Raw genomic sequence first — 21,211 nt, 5'->3', positions numbered from 1 at the left:
TTAATCTGTGTTTTTTATATGTTTATATGCGTTCGATGATGGTGGCGATGCCTTGACCGACACCGATACACATGGTGCAGAGGGCATAACGCCCCTTGCGACGTTCCAATTCATAAAGGGCGGTGGTGATCAAGCGCGCGCCACTCATTCCCAAGGGGTGACCCAAGGCGATGGCTCCACCATTGGGGTTGACGTGTTCGGCATCGTCTGCCACGCCCAGTTCACGCAGAACGGCCAAGCCTTGTGAGGCAAAAGCCTCGTTTAGTTCGATCACGTCCATGTCATTGATGGACAGACCGGCTTTTTCCAAAACTTTCTGTGATGCGGGTGCTGGACCGATGCCCATAATACGGGGGTCCACCCCGGCACTTGCCATTGCGACAACACGGGCACGGGGCTTCAATCCCAACTCACTTGCTTTTTCTTCGGACGTCAGCAACAACGCACAGGCCCCGTCATTAACCCCGGAGGCATTACCCGCTGTGACACTGCCACCGTCGCGAAACGGGGCGCGCAGGCCTGCCAATGTTTCCAGTGTCGTGTCGGCACGCGGATGTTCATCCGTATCAACGATTTTTGGATCAGCTTTGCGCTGAGGAATAGTAACAGGGCAAATTTCTTCTGCCAGCCGGCCTGCATCCTGTGCGGCTTTGGTTTTTTGTTGGGATCGCAAGGCAAAGGCATCTTGATCTTCGCGGGTGATGTTGAAATCTTCGGCAACATTTTCTGCTGTTTCGGGCATGGAGTCGGTGCCGTACTGCTTTTCCATCAGTTTATTGACGAAGCGCCAGCCAATGGTGGTGTCATAAACCGCATTGGCGCGGGAAAAGGCGGTTTCGGCCTTGGGCATAACAAAGGGGGCACGCGACATGCTTTCCACACCACCGGCAATCATAAGTTCACAATCACCAGCCTTGATGGAGCGTGCAGCCAATCCGACAGCATCCATACCGGACCCACACAAACGATTGACTGTTGTACCCGGAACTGTCGTGGGCAAACCAGCCAGCAAGGCGGACATGCGCGCAACGTTGCGGTTGTCTTCGCCTGCCTGATTGGCACAGCCATAAATCACATCATCAATCGTGGACCAGTCAACGGTTTGGTTACGCGACATCAACGCTTTCATGGGGATTGCCCCCAGATCATCGGCACGGACTTTGGACAAGCTGCCGCCATAACGTCCAATCGGGGTGCGGATGGCATCAATAATGTAAGCTTCACTCATTTTTTTGTTTCCTCTGTGTCCGGGATCAACTGTCCCGAAATCGTTCTTGATCGTCCCCTAAACAGAGCAACAATGGTGCCGTCCTGTTTGGTAATTGTGATGTCATAGATGCCTGAACGTCCCATCAGAATGGTTTCCTTGGCCACGGCTGTCAGAATATCGCCTTCATGGCTGGGGGCGCTGTAGGTAATGTCGCAGCCAGAGGCCACGGTGACTTTGTTATAGGTGTTACAGGCATAGGCAAAAGCTGTATCGGCCAAGGCAAAGGTTGCCCCGCCGTGGGTCATGGCATGACCGTTGAGCATATCCTTACGCACGGTCATGGTGGCCTTGGCATATCCCGGTGCAATCTCGGTGATCTTAATCCCCATGGATTGGGCCATGTGATCATTCGGGTACATAACATCAACAGAGGCCAGCGCCCATTTTTGTGCAGTCTCAGTCATGGAAATATTTCCCCGTATTGACTTTGCGCCGCAGGAGGATGGAGGTTCGATAACGGTCTTCGCCGTAGGTTCGTCCCATATTTTCAATGACGGCACTGATATAATCCGGCCCGATTTCGTCTGCCCAAGCCAATGGGCCTTTCGGATAATTCACACCCTTTTGCATGGCAAGGTCCACGTCTGTGACGCTGCAAACTTGTTTGTGAACAGTATCTGCGGCTTCGTTGATGATCATGGCGACAGTGCGTGCCACAATCAGACCGGGGATATCGTCCAGAACGCTGACGTCAATCCCTAAAGATTGAAACAGGCCGCAAGCCTCCGCCACATGTTCTTCGTCTGCGGTGTCGGACGGGGCAATGGTGATGCGTGTGGCCTTTGCGTAATCAATAGCAAGGTCAAACAGTACAAGGGCCTCGTTTTCTTCCATGATCATGGAGGCTTCCAGCTCGCTTGCCAGCATACCCGGTGTCAGCATTAAATGCGTATGCCCGACAATAATGCGGTCCACCATGCTGTCTTCGTCATCAATGCGTTCGACATCCAGTCCGGCCTTGATCATGCGTTCCACCAGAACTTCGGCGGGACCAAGATCGCCTTCGACAATGATCTTGGACGGCTTTAAACCTTTATCTGCGTTATGGGGCCCGGCTTTGGGGACGTTATCGCCATATTCGTAAAACCCACGGCCGGATTTGCGACCCAAAAGACCGCCATCAACCAGTTCCTTTTGAATAAGGGATGGCAGGAAGCGGGGATCGTTATAAAACTGGCTCCATGTGGTCGTTGTGACAGCATAGTTTACATCCAGACCAATCAAGTCCATCAGTTCAAACGGTCCCATGCGAAATCCGCCGACGTCTTTTAAGGCCGTGTCGATGGTGGCAATGTCTGCGCCACCTTCTTCAAGGACACGTAAAGCTTCTGCGTAAAAAGGACGCGCCACACGGTTGACGATAAAGCCCGGCGTGGATTTGGCATGAACCGGTTTTTTACCCCAAGACAGACTCGTTTCGTAAACGCAATCAGCAACTTCTTTTGCAGTTGTAAGGCCGGAAATAACCTCAACCAATTGCATGATCGGTGCAGGGTTGAAGAAGTGCATGCCGACTAAACGACTGGATCGTTTCAGTTTTGCACCAATTGCTGTTAATGAAATGGATGACGTATTAGAAGCCATAATGGTGTCGGCAGAACAGATATCTTCCAACTGTGCAAAGACGTTTTGTTTAATATCCAGATTTTCAACAATGGCTTCGATAACCAGTTTGGCCGGGGCCAGATCGCTGAGGTTCTCAACGATCTGGATACGCGAAAGTAAATCATCGACATCGGGTTGGGACATTTTGCCTTTTTCAACAAGGCGGTTCAGTCCCTTGGCGGTTTTGTCTTTACCCGATTGGGCTGCGCCGTCTTGTGCGTCAAACAGCAGGACGGGATGCCCGGCCTTGGCGGCAACCTGGGCAATTCCGGCCCCCATTGTGCCGGCACCGATGACGGCAACAGTATCTGATGTGGAAAGGGCAGCCATTGTTATTTACCTGTGAAGTTCGGTTTGCGTTTTTCCAAGAAGGCACTGACACCTTCTTTATAATCATCACTGAACCCGGCGAGTTTTTGCAGATCGCGTTCCAGATCAAGTTGTTCATCCATCGTATTGGTCGGGGCGGCATTTAGGGCCCGTTTGATCAATCCCAACCCCAATGTCGGTTGTTGGGCGAGGTGGAGACAAAGTTCCTCGGTAGTTTCGTTTAAGGCATCGTCATCGACACATTTCCAGATCATGCCCCATTCTTCGGCTTGGGTTGCGCTGATTTTTTCACCCAGCAAGGCCAAGGCTTTGGCGCGTGCCATGCCAACCAGATTGGGTAGGCTCCAGGTGCCGCCACTATCGGGGATCAGGCCGATTTTACAGAAGGCCTGAATAAAACTGGCACGTTCTGCGGCATAGACGATGTCACAGGCAAGGGCGATATTGGCACCTGCACCGGCGGCGACACCATTGACGGCGCAGACAACAGGTTTTTCGATGGACTGGATCAGGCGGACCAACGGGTTGTAGAATTTTTCAATGGTTTGAGATAAATCGCGCGGTCCTTCATCTCCTTGTACGGCACGATCGCCCAAATCCTGTCCGGCACAAAAACCACGCCCGGCGGCGGTCAGCAAAATGGCGCGTACGGTGTCGTCTTTTTGGCAGTCTTTTAGGGCATCACGCAATTCAACATGCATGGTTTCGTTAAAGCTGTTGAGCACATCGGGGCGGTTCAACGTGATTTTGGCGTAGCCGTCTTTCTTTTCAAACAGGATGGTTTCTAAGGTCATTGTTCTTAGCGTCCCTCAAATACAGGTTTTCGTTTTTCCATGAAGGCGGAAACGCCTTCGGCTTTGTCTTCGGTGGCAAACAAGGTGCCAAAGGCTTTGCGCTCAAAGCTCAGTCCTTCATTGAGGAGGGCGTCGGAGGCTTTGAGTACGGATTCTTTTGCTAAACGTGCCGCGACGGGCGGTTTGGAAGCTATCACACAGGCAAGGGCATAGGCCTTGTCATATGTCAGTTCGGGTTCACACACTTCTGCGACCAGCCCGGCTTTTTCAGCGTCCTCAGCCGACATGAATTGCGCGGCAAGGACCATACGCATGGCTTTTGATTTTCCAATCATTTGGGTGAGGCGTTGCGTTCCGCCAGCACCGGGAATGATGCCGAGATTAATTTCCGGTTGCCCAAATTGGGCGTTTTTTCCGGCAATCAGGATATCGCAATGCATTGCCAATTCATTCCCACCCCCCAGACAGAAACCATTGACGGCCCCGATCAGGGGTTTGTTAAAGGCACGAATGGCAGCCCAATGATCTGCGCGGGGATCGTTCAAAACATCGACAGGGGTTTTATCTGCCATTTCCGTAATGTCGGCACCGGCGGCAAAGACTTTTTCACCACCGGTTAAAACAACACAGCGCACACGTTCGTCACGGCTTGCTTTGCCAAGGGTTTGTGCAAGTTCGTGCAGTAATTGCGTACGCAAGGCATTGTGTGCCTTCGGTCGGTTCAGGCGAAGGCTCAGGACATATTTATCATCCAGTTCAGATAAAATATCCGTGCATCCATCCAGATACGGGGCGTGAGGATTAGCCAATTTCAGATCCTAAAAAATAATATGATACAAAAAATAGGTAATATCTTTTGAAATTGATAACTTTCCTAACAGCGGGCTTCCAGTCCGATTCTGGCGAGTTGTTCTGCCATGCGGCTTTCCCACTTTGCCAGCAGATCGGCGTTGGCTGTTTTACGCAGGCCATAGGCTTTGTCCTGTTCAAAACGTTGCGAATCGCTTTTGCCGAATGTGGCGGCGACACGTGGGTACCAGTAATCGACACTGGCTTGCGCCGCTTCAAGGCTGTAGCCGTTTTCAATGGCTTTTTGCAGGCCTTTGCGCCCTAGCTCGGCATGTTCGGCTTCACGTGCGGCAATCTCGCCCATGACAGCAACCAGCGGGGCGTAGGAACAATGGGTCAGTTCTTCAAGCTGGATGGAAGAGGCAAGACCCATCAGCATGTTCATCACAACGGAGTCGAGCCAACCTTCAAAGGGGTAGTGAAAGACGTTCAGGCGTTTATCCCCACCAATGCGGCGGTTGCCCAGATCAATGGTGCGTGACAGGCGCGCATCCCACGGGTGGGACTGGACGTAAAGGTCTGTATTTACACCAAAATCTTCCAAAAGTGTGAGGGCCTGTTGGGCATGGTCAAATTTTTCGGACACGATGCGGGCAGCGGTGCAGCGTTCGCGCATTCCCGGTGCTTTGTTGATGGTATCGACAAATCCTGCGGCACCAGCCAGTTCAGAATCGACAAAAGCCACGAGCAAGCGGCGCAGTTCCCCGCGGTAGCCCGGCGTTAGCTCATCGGTTGACATAAGTTTTTCGTTGTTGGCAATGCGGGCAAGTAATGCATCATCTGTCTTGGACATATTCTTCCTCTCCCCTTGGCAAAAGGTATTTTCAATTTGTGCCTTGTTTTGTTGCCTAAAAAATAATGTGATACAAAACTAGACAACTTTATATAAATTTAGTATCAAAAAAATTAGAAACATTCAAACATTAATGTTAAAAGAAAAAGGGCCGATCCTTATATAGATGTGTACGCAAGGCAAAAAAGCCATCTTTTATCTAGGGATTATGCAGGGTTAAACAAAGAAGAACGAGTGTAAGAAATGACAAGCATCGCGATATTCGTAGGAACAGAATCGGGAAATGCCCAAATGGTGGCGGAGGCGCTGAATGATGAATTGTCGCGTCTGGACCATGATGTAGAGATCATCGAGGATTTTGACGACGGGTGCGATGTGCTGGATGGTCATGACACCATCATCATCAGTTGTTCAACGCATGGACTGGGGGAATTACCTGATAATATCATCCCCTTGTTTGAAGCTATGAAAGAAGACACGCCCGATTTATCGAACGTGAAATATGGCATTATTGCACTGGGCGATCAGACCTATTCTGATACGTTCTGCAAAGCGGGCAAGGATATGGACACTGTTTTCGCCGCTTGTGGAGCGAAACGGGTGGGGGATCGTCTGGAAGTGGACGCCTGCACGCAACCGTTGCCCGATGAAGAAGCAATTGAATGGGTCAAGGAATGGCTTGATCTTCTGTAATGAAAAACAGACGATCTTTAAAAAAGAAACACATCCAAGAATAGGGAATTAGGAAAATGAGCCTCGAGCTTTTTGAACGTCATCAGGAAAAACTGGATCAAGCCTGTGCCGCAGCACGTTCGCGTGGATATTGGTCCGCTTATAAGGAAATGCCCAGCCCGCGTGTCTACGGTGAAACCGCACAGGAAGATGGGATCAAGGCTTTTCAATCTCATTTGGGGAAAGCCTTTGAAATCGACCAACCGCACAACGGCACGACCAAAGGGTCAGAAGACGGCCCGTTCGGTGTAACCTTTGATATTGATTATCCGGCCCCCGATGTAAATGCGATGATGACAGCAGCCAAAGCGGCGATACCTGCATGGCGTAAATTGGGGCCAAAAGGGCGCGCCGGTGTGTGCATGGAAGTGCTGGAACGCCTGAATGCCAAAAGTTTCGAGATTGCGTTTTCCGTTATGCACACCACAGGTCAAGCCTTTATGATGGCTTTTCAGGCCGGTGGAGCACACGCACAAGACCGGGGGCTGGAGGCTGTTGCCTATGGCTATGATGAAATGATGCGTCACCCGGAAACAGCCGATTGGATCAAGCCACAGGGCAAGAATGATCCGTTGGAAATGAAAAAGAAATTTACCGCTGTCGGGCGTGGTGTTGCCTTGATGGTCGGTTGTGCGACGTTCCCGACATGGAATGGCTATCCCGGTTTGTTTGCTTCTTTGGTGACTGGAAATGCGGTCATTGTCAAACCGCACCCGCGTGCTGTTTTGCCCTTGGCAATTACAGTGCGTGTTATTCGTGATGTGCTCAGCGAAGTCGGGATTGACCCCAATTTGGTTTGTTTGGCGGTGGATACGCTGGAAGCACCGATCACGAAGGAATTTGCCACACATCCCGATACCAAAATCATTGATTTCACCGGGTCCAGTGAATTTGGCAACTGGCTGGAAGATAATTGTAAACAAGCTCAGGTTTATACTGAAAAAGCTGGGGTTAATGCGATTATCATTGATGATTTTGATGATATCAAAGGGATTGCGCGCAATTTGTCATTCACGTTCAGCCTGTATTCCGGGCAAATGTGTACGACCCCGCAAAATATCTTTATCCCCAAAGACGGCATTGATGTAAATGGTGAGAAAATGAGCTTTGATGACGTTGCCAAAGCCATTGCCACAGGTGTTGAAAAATTCCTGTCCGTGCCGGAGCGCGCGGTTGAGGTTTTGGGCACGATTCAGAATAAAGCTATCTTGGATCGTATGGAACAGGCCAAGGGATTAGGCGAAGTGGTCTTGGATACAACGCAAATCGATCATCCGATGTTTAAAGGTATTCAATGCCATACGCCGGTGATTGTGAAGTTGAACGGGGACGAAATTGATAAATATAGTGAAGAACTGTTTGGTCCCATTGTCTTTGTGATTGCGACGGATGATACTGCCGACAGTATTGAGAAAATGCGCAAAACCATCTCGGAACATGGTGCGATTACATTGGGCATGTATTCCAAGAACGAAGACGTGATTGCACAGGTGGAAGAGGCGGCGCTGGAGGCAGGCGTCAATCTGTCCATCAACTTGACGGGTGGTGTATTTGTCAACCAGTCAGCCGCGTTTTCTGATTTCCATGCAACGGGGGCAAATCCGGCGGCGAATGCGGCCCTGACGGATGGGAATTTCGTATCGGGGCGTTTCCGTGTGATGCAAAGCCGTCGTTAACAATTCTTTACTTCCCGAAAGAAGCGGGCTTCGGCATAAAAGTTGAAGTCCGTTTTTTTCTTTTACGCTTAAGGAGTGTCCTTAGATGTCCATGTCCCCAAAAGTCTATGAAATTGATGGTATCGTGCCGGTGATTGATGAGACCGCCTTTGTTCATCCTGAAGCGGTTTTGATCGGGGATGTGATTGTGGGCCCCGGTGTTTATGTTGGACCTGCTTGTTGCCTGCGCGGTGATTTTGGTCGACTGATTTTGGAAGAAGGCTCAAACATTCAGGACACCTGCGTGATGCATGGTTTCCCCGGTAGCGATACGGTGGTGAAGAAAAACGGACATATTGGTCATGGGGCCGTCTTACATGGCTGTGTCGTGGGCGAAGACGCGCTGGTCGGCATGAATGCGGTGATTATGGATGGTGCCGAAATTGGGCCACAATGTATTGTGGCGGCTTCGGCTTTTGTACGTGCCGGGCTGAAATTTGACAAACGATCCTTAATCGGCGGGGTTCCTGCCAAAGTGATGCGTCAGGTATCTGATGAAGAATTTGCGTGGAAACATGCCGGAACGAAAGAATATCAGGAACTTGCCATACGTTCACTTAAAACTATGAAACCGGCAACCGCCTTGCGTGAAGTTGAAGAAAACCGTGCCCGCATGCCCAGCGGCGGCGTGAAACCGTTGTTTGAGACAAAAGGCAGTTAAATATTTTGGCCAATACGCCAAAGGACACCGGATGGATCAAGAAACGTAAAATCTCGCATGCCCCACGGTTGGGTTTCCAACGGACCAAAGGATGTACCGTATTTTTCTGCAATATTGTTTTTTTGTAATTGGTTATGCCATGCCTCTACATCTTTAACCAATAAATGCATGACAAAATTTTCAGCATGGGCTTGTTGATAAAAGTCTTGTAGCAAAAAAGAACAATTGCCGTGTTGAAAATAGGCAATACCTGCAACATCACTGGTTAAAGTGAAGCCAAGATCAATATAGAATTTCTTGGAAAGTTCAAAGTCTCGGGCAGGGACAAAGGCCTTAATTTCAATTGTTTCTAGATTTGGCATGTTTAAGCATCCTTAATAAAGGTCAAAAGAATGGCTTTTGACACCGTCTCTTGTCGCATGCAGCAAAGTGCCTTGATCAAGCGAGCACCAGTTGACACCATCGTTGCTGAGGGGTTCGGAAGCAATAAGCGTTGCACCGTTTTGAGTGCAGGTAAACAGGCTGGGTGCCTGCGGGTCACTGGAAAAACGAAGGGCGTAAATGTCCTGCCCGTTGCTGAGGCAGGCGGTAAAGCGCAAAGGGTGTTCGGCCTTGACCTGTTCCATCATGTTTACGGTTTGATGCAAGGTTTTGCGCAAGGCTTCAATCGGGTCTTGTTCCAAACCGTTTTGAATTAAAAGCAGAAAAAGCAATTCACTGTCGGTGGCGCCCAAACGATGGGCAAAAAGATTGGCATCGAGTGTCATTTCTAAACCATGACGAACATCACGGTAATTGCCAATTTGCCCGTTATGCATAAACAGCCAGTTTTTATAGACAAACGGATGACAGTTTTCACGCGAGACAGGTGTCCCGGTCGAAGCGCGGACATGGGCGAAAAAGAGACCCGATTTTATCTGATGGGCCATAGATTTCAGATTGCTGTCGTTCCATGCAGGGAGAATGTCGCGAAACAGGCCCGGGGTTTGACGATCTCCGTACCATCCAACACCAAATCCATCGCCGTTAATCGCACTGACGGATTTGCGCGCATGCAAACTTTGTTCGATCAGAGAGTTCTCCGTATCAAACAGGAGGCTATCCAGAAAAATCGGATCACCGCAATATGCAAGCCAACGACACATGGTTCCCTCCATTTAATGTTAATGGAGGGAACGCTATCATAAAATGGGAGAGTGTTTGCGTCTTTTATTCCGCATCCGGGTGATTTGCGGGACTGGTCAGTTTAAATGCGTCCAGTTTTAAACAGTTTTCATTAACGCGTGCAATTTTGGGGTACGGGCTAAGATCGACCTTAAATCGCTCTGCATTGTAAACTTGCGGAACAAGGCAGATATCAGCCAGTGTGGGACTTGTGCCATAACAAAATGGATCGTCTCCCAGTCTTTGTTCCAAGGCATTAAAGCCTTCAGTAATCCAATGCTGATACCACGCTGTTTTGGCCTGATCGTCTAGCTCCAGTTCCACCGTGAGATACTTTATAACACGGGTGTTGTTAAGGGGATGGATATCTGCGCTGATCATATTTGCAAGAGAACGCACATGTGCGCGTTCACGCGGGGTTTTAGGTAAGAACGGCGTGTCTGGATAAGTTTCATCCAGATATTCCAATATGGCCATAGATTGGGTGATAATATGACCGTCATCCAGTTCTAGGCAAGGCACGAACCCTTGCGGATTTTTTGCCCGATATTCGGGTTGGTGCTGTTGCCCGCCGTCTTTCACCAAATGGACGCAGATGTGTTCAAAAGGTAGTTCTTTCAGGCTTAATCCAATTCGTGCACGATAGGAGGCAGACGAACGCCAGTAATCATAAAGCTTCATTAGTTTTTCACCACGGTTTGTTCAATAGTGCCAAAGATGGATTGTCCGTTTTTATCCAGCATTTCGATACGGATGGTATCGCCAAATTTCATAAAGGGTGTTTTGGGGGCACCATCTTCGATGGTTTCAATCATGCGGATTTCTGCGATACAGGAATAACCGACACCGCCTTGTGAAATAGGTCTGCCGGGCCCGCCATTCATTTTGTTGGAAATGGTACCGGAGCCAATGATGGCACCTGCCCCGACATTGCGGGTTTTGCAAATATGGGAAACCAGTTTGGGGAAGGTAAAGGTCATGTCAACGCCCGCATCCGGCTTGCCAAAAGCTTGTCCATTTAAAGTGGACAGCAGGGGAAGGGATAATTTTTCCCCGTCCCATGCCTCGCCCAATTCGTCCGGGGTGACGCAAACCGGAGAAAAGGCAGAGGCTGGTTTGGATTGGAAGAAACCAAACCCTTTTGCCAATTCACCGGGGATAAGTCCGCGCAGGGAACAATCGTTTACCAACATTAACAGCTTGATATGGGAGGCCGCCTGTTCTGGCGTGGAAGACATGGGAACGTCATCGGTAATAACCGCGATTTCCGCCTCGAAATCCACGCCCCATTCATCGGATGCCACTGGAATATCATCGCGTGGTCCGATAAAATCATCTGATCCCCCCTGATACATCAAAGGGTCTGTCCAGAAGCTGTCCGGCAATTCCGCCCCACGGGCTTTGCGGACCAGTTCCACATGGTTGACGTAGGCCGACCCGTCTGCCCATTGATACGCACGTGGTAAAGGGGCCATGCATTCTGTTTGATCAAAGGCTTTTGTCTCTTTGATTTCGCCAGCATTTAATTGCTCGAAAATCGCTTGCAGTTTTGGGGCAGTGTCTGTCCAGTTATCAATAGCGGCTTGCAAGGTCCGGGCAATGTGGGGAACCGGCGTGCAAAGTGTAAGGTCACGAGAGACAACGACCAGTTGACCGTCTCGGCTTGCGTCTTTGAGCGTTGCGAGTTTCATGGGTGTGATATTCCTGATAATCGGGTCAATAAGAATTAGTTTCCATCAATAATAATTTCATTTGAAACCATTTCAAGGGAAAAATGGCAAAACCTTGCAAAAAAAGCAGGCTCATGGCTATAAATGTGCGGGTCAAAGAAAAAAGGGGGTCCCATGTTACTCAGAGATGAAGACGACGACGATAAGCGCGACCTAATTCTGGATCAGTATTTGCCTTATCGTATGGCTGTCATTGCGCATTTGATGAGTACGGGGTTTTCCAAACGGTATTCAAAAGATTTTGATATGACGATCGGGGAATGGCGGGTCATGGCGAATCTTGGCCATTTGGAACCACAAAGTGGCCATGAGATTGGCGCGCATTCCCATCTGGACAAGGTCCAAATTTCACGGGCAGTTGCACGTTTGGAAAAGAAAGGCTGGATCCAGCGCGAAGGCGATACGGTTGATCGGCGCCGTAATCTGCTGACCTTAACGCCGGAAGGACGGCGGGTCTTTAATGCCATCGGAAAAATGGCTTTGGATTTCGAAGATGATGTCAGCGCATCTTTATCGACGGAAGAATACGCCGCGCTGGACAGAATCTTGCGAAAACTGTCCAAGCGGGCGGAAAGTCTGATTTAGCCGTTTTCGGACTTGGAGCAGGTCATATCGCAAAAATGCATGGCAGACAGGCCGATAGCAGCGATTAAAAATGCCAAAAACAGCGGTACGCCAACAAGTGTGCTGCCGTAAAGCATGGGAAGCATAACAAGCCACGGTAAAATCAATTGAAAGGGCATGGTTTATCTCCATTTGATCACTGTAAAAATTTTGCGGATTGTGCGCCAAGCTTGTCATGGTTTTCAAGTGCTAATTTACACAGTGTCCTCATGAATAGGTTTTTTTATCTTGATAGGTGCATAAAGGCTTAGAAAAATACATCAAAATAAGCTAAACCTTATGTGAGGATAAATTAAAAAAACTGCGAACTCAGATGCCCGTTGAAACACAGAATACCAAAATTTTGGTGGTTGATGACGACTTGATCATACGCAAGCTGGTTAGTGGTTTTCTATCTCGAAAAGGCTATGACACCGCGACCTGTAACAATGCAGACGACGCCTTGATCTATCTGGAAAATCAGGAAGTTGACCTTGTTGTGCTGGATCATTTGATGGATCCGGGCCTGAGCGGTCTTGAAATGTTGAAGCATTTGCGCGCGCAAGGAAGTCACGTGGCTGTGGTCATGTTGACGGGCGCGGAAGAACACGAAGTCATTGTCGAGGCCATGCAGGCAGGGGCACAGGATTTTATTTTAAAAACAGGTGGAAATGAATTTCTGTTAAAACTGGAACAAGGTGTGGAACGTGCTTTACGGGTATGCCTGTTGGAGCAACAAATGCGCGCAGCACACGAAGCGTTGGAGCATCAGGCGGAGTTCCTACAAACGGTGATCGATGCGGTTCCGACCCCGATTTATTATAAGGATTGGGAAGGTCGTTACATCGGTTGTAACGTTGCAATGGCTGATTTTATTGAAACACCCAAAGCTGACATTATAGGTAAAAAAGCAACCGAACTTTATGAAAGTGTTTTGGCGCAAACCGTCAGCAGACTGGACGATACTCTCTATGCGCAAGGGGGGCATAGTCTGGAGGAATTATCCTTCAATCGATCAGATGGCCTCCATCATCTTTTATTGCATAAAGCCCGTTTTCAAGAACCCGGTGGGGCGATGGGGCTGGTGGGGGCCGTTGTCGATATAACGGATCGCAAGCTTTATGAAAATGAATTGCGGCTGGCACAAACCGTCTTTGAAACCACGTCCGAAGCCATTGTTGTCACAGATGCGCACAACCGTATTCAGGCGGTTAATCCATCCTTTACGCATGTGACGGGATATACGGAAGACGAAGTTGTTGGACGAGATCCGGGTTTTTTAAGCTCGGGGCGACAGGATAAAGCGTTTTATCACAAAATGTGGTTGCAGTTATCGCAAAATGGGCATTGGCACGGGGAAATTTGGAATCGACGTAAAAATGGCGACCTGTATGCGGAATGGTTATCCATTTCAGCGGTGCATAATGAAAACAACGAAACAACCCAATATGTCGCGGTGTTCAGTGATATTACCAAACGGATCAAAGCCGAAGAACTGATCCGCCATCAGGCCAATTACGATGCGTTGACCAATTTGCCGAACCGCAATTTGTTCCTTGACCGTCTCAGTCGTTCCATGATGCGGGCCAAACGGCATAAAACACAAGTCGCCCTGATGTTTCTGGATCTGGACCGTTTTAAAAGCGTGAATGACACATTGGGACATAATGTGGGCGATTTATTGCTTCAGGAAGCCGCCGTGCGTATCAGCACGTGTGTACGCGAAACCGATACGGTATCGCGCTTGGGCGGGGATGAATTTACGGTCATTATTCCTGATTTGCATCATGTGAATGATATTGAAAAAATTGCCAACAAAATTTTATATCAATTGGCCCAGCCGTTTTCTTTGGCCGGACATGAAATTTTTGTTTCTGGCAGTGTCGGTGTGACGGTCTTTCCCGATGATGGTCAGGATTTGGAAGTCTTGTTGCGAAATGCGGATACAGCCATGTATCGGGCCAAGGAAGGCGGACGTAATGATTTTCGCTTTTTCACACAAGAAATGAATGCCGAGGCCCATGAACAAATGGTTCTGGAACGCGAAATCCGTAAAGCCATTAAGAATGAAGAATTTGTCGTTTATTACCAACCGGTTATGGATGTCAAGCAAGGCAGGATTGTTTCGTGTGAAGCCTTGGTGCGTTGGCAGCATCCGGTTAAAGGGCTGATTGCCCCAAACGATTTTATTGGGATTGCCGAAGAAACCGGCCTGATCGACGGCATTGGGCATCTCGTCCTTAAACAAGTTTGTCAGCAAATTCAGGCTTGGAAAAAGGACCCGGTGATGAAGGATATCCGGGTGGCGGTTAACCTGTCGCCGCATCAATTGCGCAACCGCAATTTGGTCCATGATATAGAAAAGATGTTGCTGCGTTATGAAATTTCAGCCGGGGCACTCGCGTTTGAAATTACAGAAACACTGGTAATGCAGGACCCCGAAGGGACAGCCGTTTTATTGGACGATATTCAGGCATTAGGCATAAAAATATATCTGGATGACTTTGGGACCGGTTATTCATCCCTGAATTATTTAAAACGTTTTTCTTTTGACGTTTTGAAAATTGATCGTTCATTTATTATGGATGTTGAAGTTGATAGTGGTGATGCCGCCTTGGTTGAGGCCATTATCGTTATGGCACATAAACTGGGGATCAAGGTTGTGGCAGAAGGCGTTGAAACAGAAAATCAACGTAAATTTGTCACACAACAGGAATGCGACCTGATCCAGGGGTTTTATTATAGCCGCCCAGTGAATGCCGCGGAAATAGTCTCATTCTGTCATCTGAATTTTGCAAAGAACTAGGTAAGAAGGTTCGAAGAATGCCCCCTGTTTTTGATAAAGAATTTTGCGAAAAACTAGATGAATTGTTTCGTTGGCGCAGGGATGTTCGACGATTTAAAACGGACCCTTTGCCGCATGGGATGCTGGATGAATTGCTGGAAACGGCAACCTTGGCACCTTCGGTCGGAAATAGCCAGCCGTGGCGTTTCGTTGTTGTCGAAGATCGCACACGTCGCGATAAGGTCCGCAACAATTTTGAAGCCTGTAATCGCGAGGCCCTTCAAGACTATGAGGGGAAAGAGGCGGAAACCTACGCCACTTTAAAATTATCCGGTCTTGATCGGGCACCGGCCCATATTGCGGTTTTTTGTGATACCCAAACCGATATTGGTAAAGGTCTGGGGCAGAAAACCATGCCGGAAACCTTAAAATATTCGGTTGTATCCAGTATCCAGACATTATGGCTTTCTGCGCGCGCGAAAGGTGTCGGACTAGGTTGGGTTTCGATTGTGGAACCGGAAACGGTTAAAGAGATTCTAGACATTAACGAGGCAAGCTGGGATTTGGTTGCCTATCTTTGTATCGGTTATCCTGAGGAAGAGCACGAGGTCCCGGAACTGGTCCGTTTTGGATGGCAGGATCGTTTGCCCCTAAGCCAGACGGTTATTCGTCGCTAGGTCAATAATAGGTGTGATCTTCCGGTGGATCATCGCGTTCTTGGGCAAGGCTGAAAATGCCCCAGCCCATACTGATACTGCCAAATGTGACCGCCAAACCCGTAAACATCATAATACCGACCAACCAGCCATCTTGTGAAGCTGAGATCATCGTCCAAAGTTTACTGATATCGTAATAAAGCAGCAAGGCACCAAAGAAAAACCCACCGCATATCCCTGCCAACATATGTTTGAACAGGAAAATTAAGGTGGTTTGTGCAGTCCAGTGCAGGTCGCTCAGCGGTGTTCTCATACAGAGAAGATAGTCTTTCCACCTAAAGATTCAATCATTACTTTGATTTCTTCTAAACAAAGATCCACATCATCTTCGCACAAGGCACGGGCAACGAGGCTGACACCCGTCTTACCATCCCCAAAATAAGGGTAGCTGCCGATTTCGACATCTGGAAATTTATTTTGAATCTCACCCAATGGCCCGGCAATCAGACCTTCACCTAAGTTTGTCGAAATGGTTTTGGAGATAACCGGGGCAGCGCCTTTTAAACGAGGTTTAAGGTTTTCGAACATGGCTTGTGCGATGCGGGGCACACCTGCCAAGACAAAAACATTTTCGACCTGAAAGCCGGGTGCTTTGCTGATCGGATTTTCGATGAGGATTGCCTCACTCGGGGTATTGGCCATACGCAGACGTGCTTCATTAAGGTCTGTCGAAGGGTAATGAGTTTTCAAAATAGCAACCGCTTCTTCATTACGAATAAGCGGGCGATTGAAAGCCTTGGCGATACAGGCGGCCGTGATATCGTCATGCGTGGGGCCGATGCCACCTGTTGTAAAGACGTAATCAAAGGCTGCGCGCGCATAATTCACGGTATCGATAATGATCTTTTCATCATCGGGAATGACGCGAGCTTCGCCAACTTGAATGCCGATCTCATTTAAGGCATTGGCAAGGAAGGCGAGGTTTGCATCGTGGGTTCGTCCCGATAAAACCTCATTCCCAATAATCAAAATAAAGGCGCGGATTTTATCAGACATAGCTTAGGATTTTTTCATTTTTTCATACATGCCTTCATAGGCCGTAATAAATTTTCCGATGGTATGGGAAATGGTGTCTTTGGTGTTGTGTGAGGTATCTTCACCTGTTTCACGCGCCTGTTGACGGGCAAAAAGAACACGGTCCATCAAACCGAGAATGCCGTCGACGACACCCTGAATCGGTTTAGCCAGATTTTCTTTTTGTGATTCCAAATAGGTTGACGCATTTGCGAAATCTTTTTCGTATTTAATCAGATGTAAAACCAAGATTGCTTCGAAAAAATATTCCAGACAATTTTTAAGAACGCGCGGTTCGCAAGGTTCTTTCAACAACTTAATAATTTGCGTGGCATAGGCATTAGGGCGACGCCCCATTTCCGGTACGGACAGCGGCAAGCGTCCTTCATCCAGCTTTTGTCCCATACAGGCGGTTTGTACTTCGTCCAACCCGATAGAGTTTTTGGTGTATAGCAGGTTGAGGATCAACATCTCAAAGAAGTTCTGATCATTGTTCTTGAAGGATTGTTCCAAACCGCGTGCGACAGCCCCTTTTGCCGAAGAACCGCCTTTGGCTTGTTCGGCAATCTGGATAATCCGTTCAACTTCAGACTTGAACAGATTCTCACGCATTTGCGACAGATAGCTGAGAATGGAAAAATTGAAGGTTCGCGGGAAGAAAATCTCGCCGCGGGCTTCGGCAGCCTTGAAAATTTCCAGAACCTCTTCCCAAGCCTCTTTTTCTTTTTTCTTTGCGCGTTTGGGGGCGGCTTGCGGTTTCTTTTCTTTGCCCAGAAGTTTGGAGAATAAACCGCCTTTTTTCTCTTTTACTGTGGTTTTCTTTGCGGTGTCATTATCGCCCGTATTGGCACGTTTGGCGGCTTCGGCTTGGGCACTGCCCCAGCCGGCAAAACCGGACTCAACCACATCAAGAAGCGGACGTGATTTGTCCCGCAGCACTTTACGGATTGTTTCTTCGTCGGCTTTGGGGTCGGTATCATTATAGACGCGGCGGGCTAAAATATCGCGGCTGTCCACGATCAGGGCTTTGATAGCATCTTCGATCAAGACACTGAATTCGACGGTGTACAGGAAATGCGGTGGAATGCCGATATCCACTGTTGAATGTCGTCCATACATATGCACACTGCGCAAGACATCCAACTTGGCATCGAAATGACGGACAACGGTTTGAATGCAGATTTTTTCTGCCAGTTCGTATGGGAAATCCGGTTCTGTTTCTTCGACAACAGTTTCTTCTTTGTCGATCGGGGTGGCTTTTCCGCCAGCGGCAATCGCTTTGGCTTTGGCAGCGGATTTTGCTTCCGCTGCTTTGCGCTTGGCTTCTTCAGCTTCGCGTTTTTTCTTTTCTTTTAGGGCCTTGGATCGTTTGGGCAAATCTTCCAAACCGACCATGATGTCTTCGGCGTGGCTGCGCACCAACCGGGTAAACTGACCGTCGCGAAACTCTTTACATTGTTCCATGACGCCAAGGACAAATTTAACCTGCTGAAGATACGTGCCTTGCTGCAATGTATCCGGATTCCCTTCCTTAAGGACTTTCAGGACACGCAAAGCCGCACGATCAACCTGAGACATCATCGCCGCTTTACCCTCTTCAGGTTTGAGCGATGCCAACTCTTGCATGGCTGTCATCAGTTCGATTTTTTCAAAATCGCTTTGTTTCTCTTCAGACACGTTTAAAACCGTTGTTTTGTTCATTTACAATTGTCGCCAAGAGTACGGACAAATCAGGCAAAAATCAACGCTTTGAACGCACAGGGATAGCAACATTTATAAACTATAAGACAATAGTTAATAAAATCGATACGAAAGATTACTTATTTTGCGTGTTTGCATTTTGGGGCCGGGGGAATAAGTCGCCCATCCTCAAGATTTAAATGGCTTTTTGTCACTTTGCGTCGAAAATGGGGATCGTGAGAAATTACGATCATCGCCTGTGGTAAATGGTTTAAAATATCAACCAGACGTTCTTGTGTGCCTTCATCCAATGCGTTGGTCGGCTCATCCAGCAACAGGATGTCGGGTTCCATTGCCAGAACGCAGGCAAGGCTGACAAGACGTTTTTCACCACCGGACAGGTTATGGGTGGCACGATCTCGCAAATGATCCAGCCGTAAATCCTGTAATGTTTTTTCGACGATGGCGAGGGCTTCGTCAATCGGTTTGCCTAGGTTTAACACCCCGAAGGCAATGTCTTCGGCGACTGTGGGGCAAAATAATTGGTCATCGGGATCTTGAAAAACCAGTCCGATGCGGCGACGGACATCTTTAAAATCGCTTTCGATAAGACGATCCTGATCAAAGGCGAAGACATGCCCGGTTGTTGGTTTGATCAATCCGACCATAATATGAAACAAGGTGCTTTTCCCTGCGCCATTGGGTCCGTTAATCGCAATACGTTCACCCGCGCTGAGGGAAAAGTCGATTCCATTTAGAACGGGCTTTTGATTGGGATAAGAAAAATGGATGTTTGTAAGTTTAATGAGTTTATCCATAAGAAATATCCAGAATGAAAAGGCCTAGGAGAAAAAGAAAAGAGACAAGGCAAAAAAGACGATCCCGCCTTTGAAAATGGAATTCGCCCAGAAGATAAAATTTCCCCTGAAATCCTCGACATTTCATAGCCTCTAAAATACGTTCGGAGCGTTCAAGGCTGCGCACCAACAACATACCAAGCAGATAACCGATGGAACGATAGGTATGCAAGTTGTTTCCCGGTTTAAAACAACGCGCCTTCATCGCGACCCGCAGGCGGAAGTATTCCTGTTTGAGTACATCAATATAACGCACGCTGAAGAGCATGAGATGAACCAGATTTTCCGGCACCCGCAGACGGTTGAGGGCATGCCCCAATACAATGGCGTCAATAGTGCCGACAAGGGCGAGCAAGGTCAGAACGACGGCATTGGCTTTTAAAGTGATTTCGCACGCTTTATAAAACCCCTCCCATGAGGCCTCAAAACCGAATAGTGTGAACCAGACCTCGCCTGGGGTGGTAAAGGGCAGCATGCAGAGAAGGAAAATAATGAAGCCGTCCATTGTTATGACTTTTTTGATGGTTTCCCCGGCCGGTAATTTTGCCGATAACATGAGGAAGACACCGCAAAGTACCGCAATGGATAAGCTGAGAAAGCCTGTCAGGCTAACAACGACGCACGCGAAAATAAAAGAGGTAACGACACGGGCGCGGGGATCAAGGTGTAACATCCATGATGATCCACCTGCGCCCATATGCATGTTTGAGGAAGCCGGGCTCATTCCCCTTTTTTTTCCTTGCGTCGGGCTGCGATATAAAAGGCTATGCCAGTTAATCCAAGGATATATCCGATCCCACCCAAGATCGTTTGGAGATCGTTCTTTTCTTTGTAAGATGCGATCTCTTTTCTCAGAGGTTGGATTTCTTTACGCACAGCTTTGGCAACCAGTCTTTGAATGTCACCGGATACGGCAACGGGTTGATCCGTGCTTTTAGGTTGGCTTTGTATCGGAGCCTTTTCACCTTTTAAGTGGTCGGGCAATTCATCAACTTGCATGATGAGTGTCGCCACATGCCCGGCGCCTAAATTCGCACGAAACTTATGCGGGATAGCTTTGGTCGGGGTGAAGCGGAATAAACCTTCTTGTCCAATTTTTGTTTCCCCCAAGGGGTTATCGTTAAGATCGAAGACTTCGACTGCTGTGCCTTCCAAAGCAACGTCACCATTGGATAGACCGACTTCCCCTTCGATATCTGCGCCATCTGTCCAGGCAGAAGCAACAACCTTGTGCGCATCGGCTGGGTTTGCAAAGGCAAGTAGAGCGATCAATACAAGAAACTTACGCATGACGGACCTCCGCCACGGGGATAAAGCTATCGAAAAGTTCAGGTTTGACGCGATGGATCAGGGAAACAGCGCAGGCACAGAGGAAACCTTCAATCGCCATAACGGGGGTATGAGCCAGGACGACCAATTTGGCAGCGGGAATAAAAGATTCCCCGGTAATGGCCAAGGCAAGGGTAACTAGGACAGCGGTCAGGGCGATGGATCCGCCTCCGGCAAGGGCACCCCAGAACATAGCGACTTTTTTGTTTGAATGACGGATACCTGAACGACAAATGTAGTGCATCAAAACAGCGGGCAGGGCGATTGCAACGGTATTCACACCCAACACTGTGACACCGCCGTATCCAAAAAATAGTGCTTGTAGCAATAAGCCGACGAAAAGGGCGGGAAAAGCAGTCCATCCTAGTATCAATCCGGCCAAACCATTCATGATCAAATGGACGGAACTGGGACCGATGGGGACATGAATGAGGGAGGCAACGAAAAACGTCGCCGCCATGATCCCGGCAGCCGGTATTTTTTCCATATCCATTTTTTTTAAGCCAAGGGCAATGCCGCCAACAGCCAGAATGCCACCCGCAATGACCACATCATTGGAAAGAGCACCATCTACGATATGCATC

General features: G+C 48.5%; 24 protein-coding genes. 6 read left to right on the top strand and 18 right to left on the bottom strand.

Features of this window, described 5'->3' with window-relative positions; translation table 11 throughout:
* Positions 1-22: 22 nt before the first annotated feature.
* From pcaF to ACN0VA_RS04105, 6 genes are all read right to left on the bottom strand, one after another.
* Positions 23-1,228: a 3-oxoadipyl-CoA thiolase gene (gene pcaF, locus ACN0VA_RS04130; protein WP_417819916.1), complete on the bottom strand. Its 1,206-nt coding sequence runs from the start codon at positions 1,226-1,228 to the stop codon at positions 23-25.
* Positions 1,225-1,674, bottom strand: a complete 450-nt coding sequence (paaI, locus tag ACN0VA_RS04125; RefSeq protein WP_417819915.1) for a hydroxyphenylacetyl-CoA thioesterase PaaI — start codon at positions 1,672-1,674, stop codon at positions 1,225-1,227. Before paaI ends, pcaF begins: the two co-directional genes overlap by 4 nt.
* Positions 1,667-3,205 carry a 3-hydroxyacyl-CoA dehydrogenase PaaH gene (paaH, locus tag ACN0VA_RS04120; protein ID WP_417819914.1) on the bottom strand — a complete coding sequence of 513 codons (1,539 nt, stop codon included), beginning with the start codon at positions 3,203-3,205 and terminating at the stop codon, positions 1,667-1,669. Before paaH ends, paaI begins: the two co-directional genes overlap by 8 nt.
* 2 nt (positions 3,206-3,207) lie before the next feature.
* The gene (paaG, locus tag ACN0VA_RS04115; protein WP_417819913.1) at positions 3,208-3,999 is read right to left on the bottom strand and encodes a 2-(1,2-epoxy-1,2-dihydrophenyl)acetyl-CoA isomerase PaaG; all 792 of its coding nucleotides are present in this window, start codon (positions 3,997-3,999) and stop codon (positions 3,208-3,210) included.
* 5 nt (positions 4,000-4,004) lie between these two features.
* Positions 4,005-4,808, bottom strand: coding sequence for an enoyl-CoA hydratase-related protein (locus ACN0VA_RS04110; RefSeq protein WP_417819912.1), 804 nt, complete (start codon positions 4,806-4,808; stop codon positions 4,005-4,007).
* Between the two features lie 65 nt (positions 4,809-4,873).
* A complete protein-coding gene (locus tag ACN0VA_RS04105; RefSeq protein ID WP_417819911.1) occupies positions 4,874-5,641 on the bottom strand; it encodes a Phenylacetic acid catabolic protein in 768 nt (255 codons plus the stop codon).
* A gap of 243 nt (positions 5,642-5,884) precedes the next feature.
* Here ACN0VA_RS04105 and ACN0VA_RS04100 point away from each other — a divergent pair, with 243 nt between their 5' ends.
* The 3 genes from ACN0VA_RS04100 (at position 5,885) to ACN0VA_RS04090 (ending at position 8,749) form a co-directional block, all read left to right on the top strand.
* Entirely contained in the window at positions 5,885-6,334 is a 450-nt protein-coding gene (locus ACN0VA_RS04100; protein WP_417819910.1) for a flavodoxin domain-containing protein, read from the top strand.
* A gap of 56 nt (positions 6,335-6,390) precedes the next feature.
* Entirely contained in the window at positions 6,391-8,049 is a 1,659-nt protein-coding gene (gene paaN / locus ACN0VA_RS04095; RefSeq protein WP_417819909.1) for a phenylacetic acid degradation protein PaaN, read from the top strand.
* An 85-nt stretch (positions 8,050-8,134) separates the two neighbouring features.
* On the top strand, positions 8,135-8,749 hold the full coding sequence (locus ACN0VA_RS04090; RefSeq protein WP_417819908.1) for a phenylacetic acid degradation protein PaaY: 615 nt from the start codon (positions 8,135-8,137) through the stop codon (positions 8,747-8,749).
* Here ACN0VA_RS04090 and ACN0VA_RS04085 read toward each other — a convergent pair.
* The 4 genes from ACN0VA_RS04085 to ACN0VA_RS04070 all read right to left on the bottom strand — a co-directional run bounded on the left by ACN0VA_RS04085 (position 8,746) and on the right by ACN0VA_RS04070 (position 11,604).
* Positions 8,746-9,111 carry a VOC family protein gene (locus ACN0VA_RS04085; RefSeq protein WP_417819907.1) on the bottom strand — a complete coding sequence of 122 codons (366 nt, stop codon included), beginning with the start codon at positions 9,109-9,111 and terminating at the stop codon, positions 8,746-8,748. The genes ACN0VA_RS04090 and ACN0VA_RS04085 overlap by 4 nt on opposite strands.
* A gap of 12 nt (positions 9,112-9,123) precedes the next feature.
* Positions 9,124-9,894, bottom strand: a complete 771-nt coding sequence (locus tag ACN0VA_RS04080; protein ID WP_417819906.1) for a class II glutamine amidotransferase — start codon at positions 9,892-9,894, stop codon at positions 9,124-9,126.
* 64 nt (positions 9,895-9,958) lie between these two features.
* On the bottom strand, positions 9,959-10,594 hold the full coding sequence (maiA, locus tag ACN0VA_RS04075) for a maleylacetoacetate isomerase (RefSeq protein ID WP_417819905.1): 636 nt from the start codon (positions 10,592-10,594) through the stop codon (positions 9,959-9,961).
* Entirely contained in the window at positions 10,594-11,604 is a 1,011-nt protein-coding gene (locus ACN0VA_RS04070; RefSeq protein ID WP_417819904.1) for a fumarylacetoacetate hydrolase family protein, read from the bottom strand. The genes maiA and ACN0VA_RS04070 overlap by 1 nt, the downstream gene beginning before the upstream one ends.
* Before the next feature lie 153 nt (positions 11,605-11,757).
* On the opposite strand from ACN0VA_RS04070, the gene ACN0VA_RS04065 reads away from it, so the two are divergent.
* On the top strand, positions 11,758-12,228 hold the full coding sequence (locus tag ACN0VA_RS04065; protein WP_417819903.1) for a MarR family winged helix-turn-helix transcriptional regulator: 471 nt from the start codon (positions 11,758-11,760) through the stop codon (positions 12,226-12,228).
* Here ACN0VA_RS04065 and ACN0VA_RS04060 read toward each other — a convergent pair.
* Positions 12,225-12,386 (bottom strand): hypothetical protein, encoded by a 162-nt coding sequence (locus ACN0VA_RS04060; RefSeq protein WP_417819902.1) that lies wholly within the window; start codon positions 12,384-12,386, stop codon positions 12,225-12,227. The genes ACN0VA_RS04065 and ACN0VA_RS04060 overlap by 4 nt on opposite strands.
* Before the next feature lie 194 nt (positions 12,387-12,580).
* On the opposite strand from ACN0VA_RS04060, the gene ACN0VA_RS04055 reads away from it, so the two are divergent.
* On the top strand, positions 12,581-15,052 hold the full coding sequence (locus ACN0VA_RS04055; RefSeq protein WP_417819901.1) for an EAL domain-containing protein: 2,472 nt from the start codon (positions 12,581-12,583) through the stop codon (positions 15,050-15,052).
* Positions 15,053-15,069: 17 nt separating this feature from the next.
* Complete coding sequence (bluB, locus tag ACN0VA_RS04050) at positions 15,070-15,708, top strand: 5,6-dimethylbenzimidazole synthase (protein WP_417819900.1); 639 nt, start codon at positions 15,070-15,072, stop codon at positions 15,706-15,708.
* Position 15,709: 1 nt separating this feature from the next.
* Here the strand turns inward: bluB and ACN0VA_RS04045 are convergent, their stop codons facing one another.
* The 7 genes from ACN0VA_RS04045 to cbiM all read right to left on the bottom strand — a co-directional run bounded on the left by ACN0VA_RS04045 (position 15,710) and on the right by cbiM (position 21,210).
* Entirely contained in the window at positions 15,710-16,000 is a 291-nt protein-coding gene (locus ACN0VA_RS04045) for a hypothetical protein (RefSeq protein WP_417819899.1), read from the bottom strand.
* Positions 15,997-16,743 carry a competence/damage-inducible protein A gene (locus ACN0VA_RS04040; RefSeq protein WP_417819898.1) on the bottom strand — a complete coding sequence of 249 codons (747 nt, stop codon included), beginning with the start codon at positions 16,741-16,743 and terminating at the stop codon, positions 15,997-15,999. The genes ACN0VA_RS04045 and ACN0VA_RS04040 overlap by 4 nt, the downstream gene beginning before the upstream one ends.
* 3 nt (positions 16,744-16,746) lie before the next feature.
* Positions 16,747-18,462 carry a hypothetical protein gene (locus ACN0VA_RS04035; RefSeq protein ID WP_417819897.1) on the bottom strand — a complete coding sequence of 572 codons (1,716 nt, stop codon included), beginning with the start codon at positions 18,460-18,462 and terminating at the stop codon, positions 16,747-16,749.
* Between the two features lie 119 nt (positions 18,463-18,581).
* The gene (locus tag ACN0VA_RS04030; protein WP_417819896.1) at positions 18,582-19,259 is read right to left on the bottom strand and encodes an energy-coupling factor ABC transporter ATP-binding protein; all 678 of its coding nucleotides are present in this window, start codon (positions 19,257-19,259) and stop codon (positions 18,582-18,584) included.
* The gene (cbiQ, locus tag ACN0VA_RS04025) at positions 19,252-20,022 is read right to left on the bottom strand and encodes a cobalt ECF transporter T component CbiQ (RefSeq protein WP_417819895.1); all 771 of its coding nucleotides are present in this window, start codon (positions 20,020-20,022) and stop codon (positions 19,252-19,254) included. Before cbiQ ends, ACN0VA_RS04030 begins: the two co-directional genes overlap by 8 nt.
* Positions 20,019-20,588 carry a cobalt ABC transporter permease gene (locus ACN0VA_RS04020; RefSeq protein WP_417819894.1) on the bottom strand — a complete coding sequence of 190 codons (570 nt, stop codon included), beginning with the start codon at positions 20,586-20,588 and terminating at the stop codon, positions 20,019-20,021. The genes cbiQ and ACN0VA_RS04020 overlap by 4 nt, the downstream gene beginning before the upstream one ends.
* Positions 20,581-21,210: a cobalt transporter CbiM gene (cbiM, locus tag ACN0VA_RS04015; protein WP_417819893.1), complete on the bottom strand. Its 630-nt coding sequence runs from the start codon at positions 21,208-21,210 to the stop codon at positions 20,581-20,583. Before cbiM ends, ACN0VA_RS04020 begins: the two co-directional genes overlap by 8 nt.
* Position 21,211 lies beyond the last annotated feature (1 nt).

This window comes from Terasakiella sp. (assembly GCF_048267425.1).
Lineage (GTDB): Bacteria > Pseudomonadota > Alphaproteobacteria > Rhodospirillales > Terasakiellaceae > Terasakiella.
Note: the sequence above shows the minus strand (reverse complement) of the source record. Positions and strands in the feature narration are given on the sequence as shown.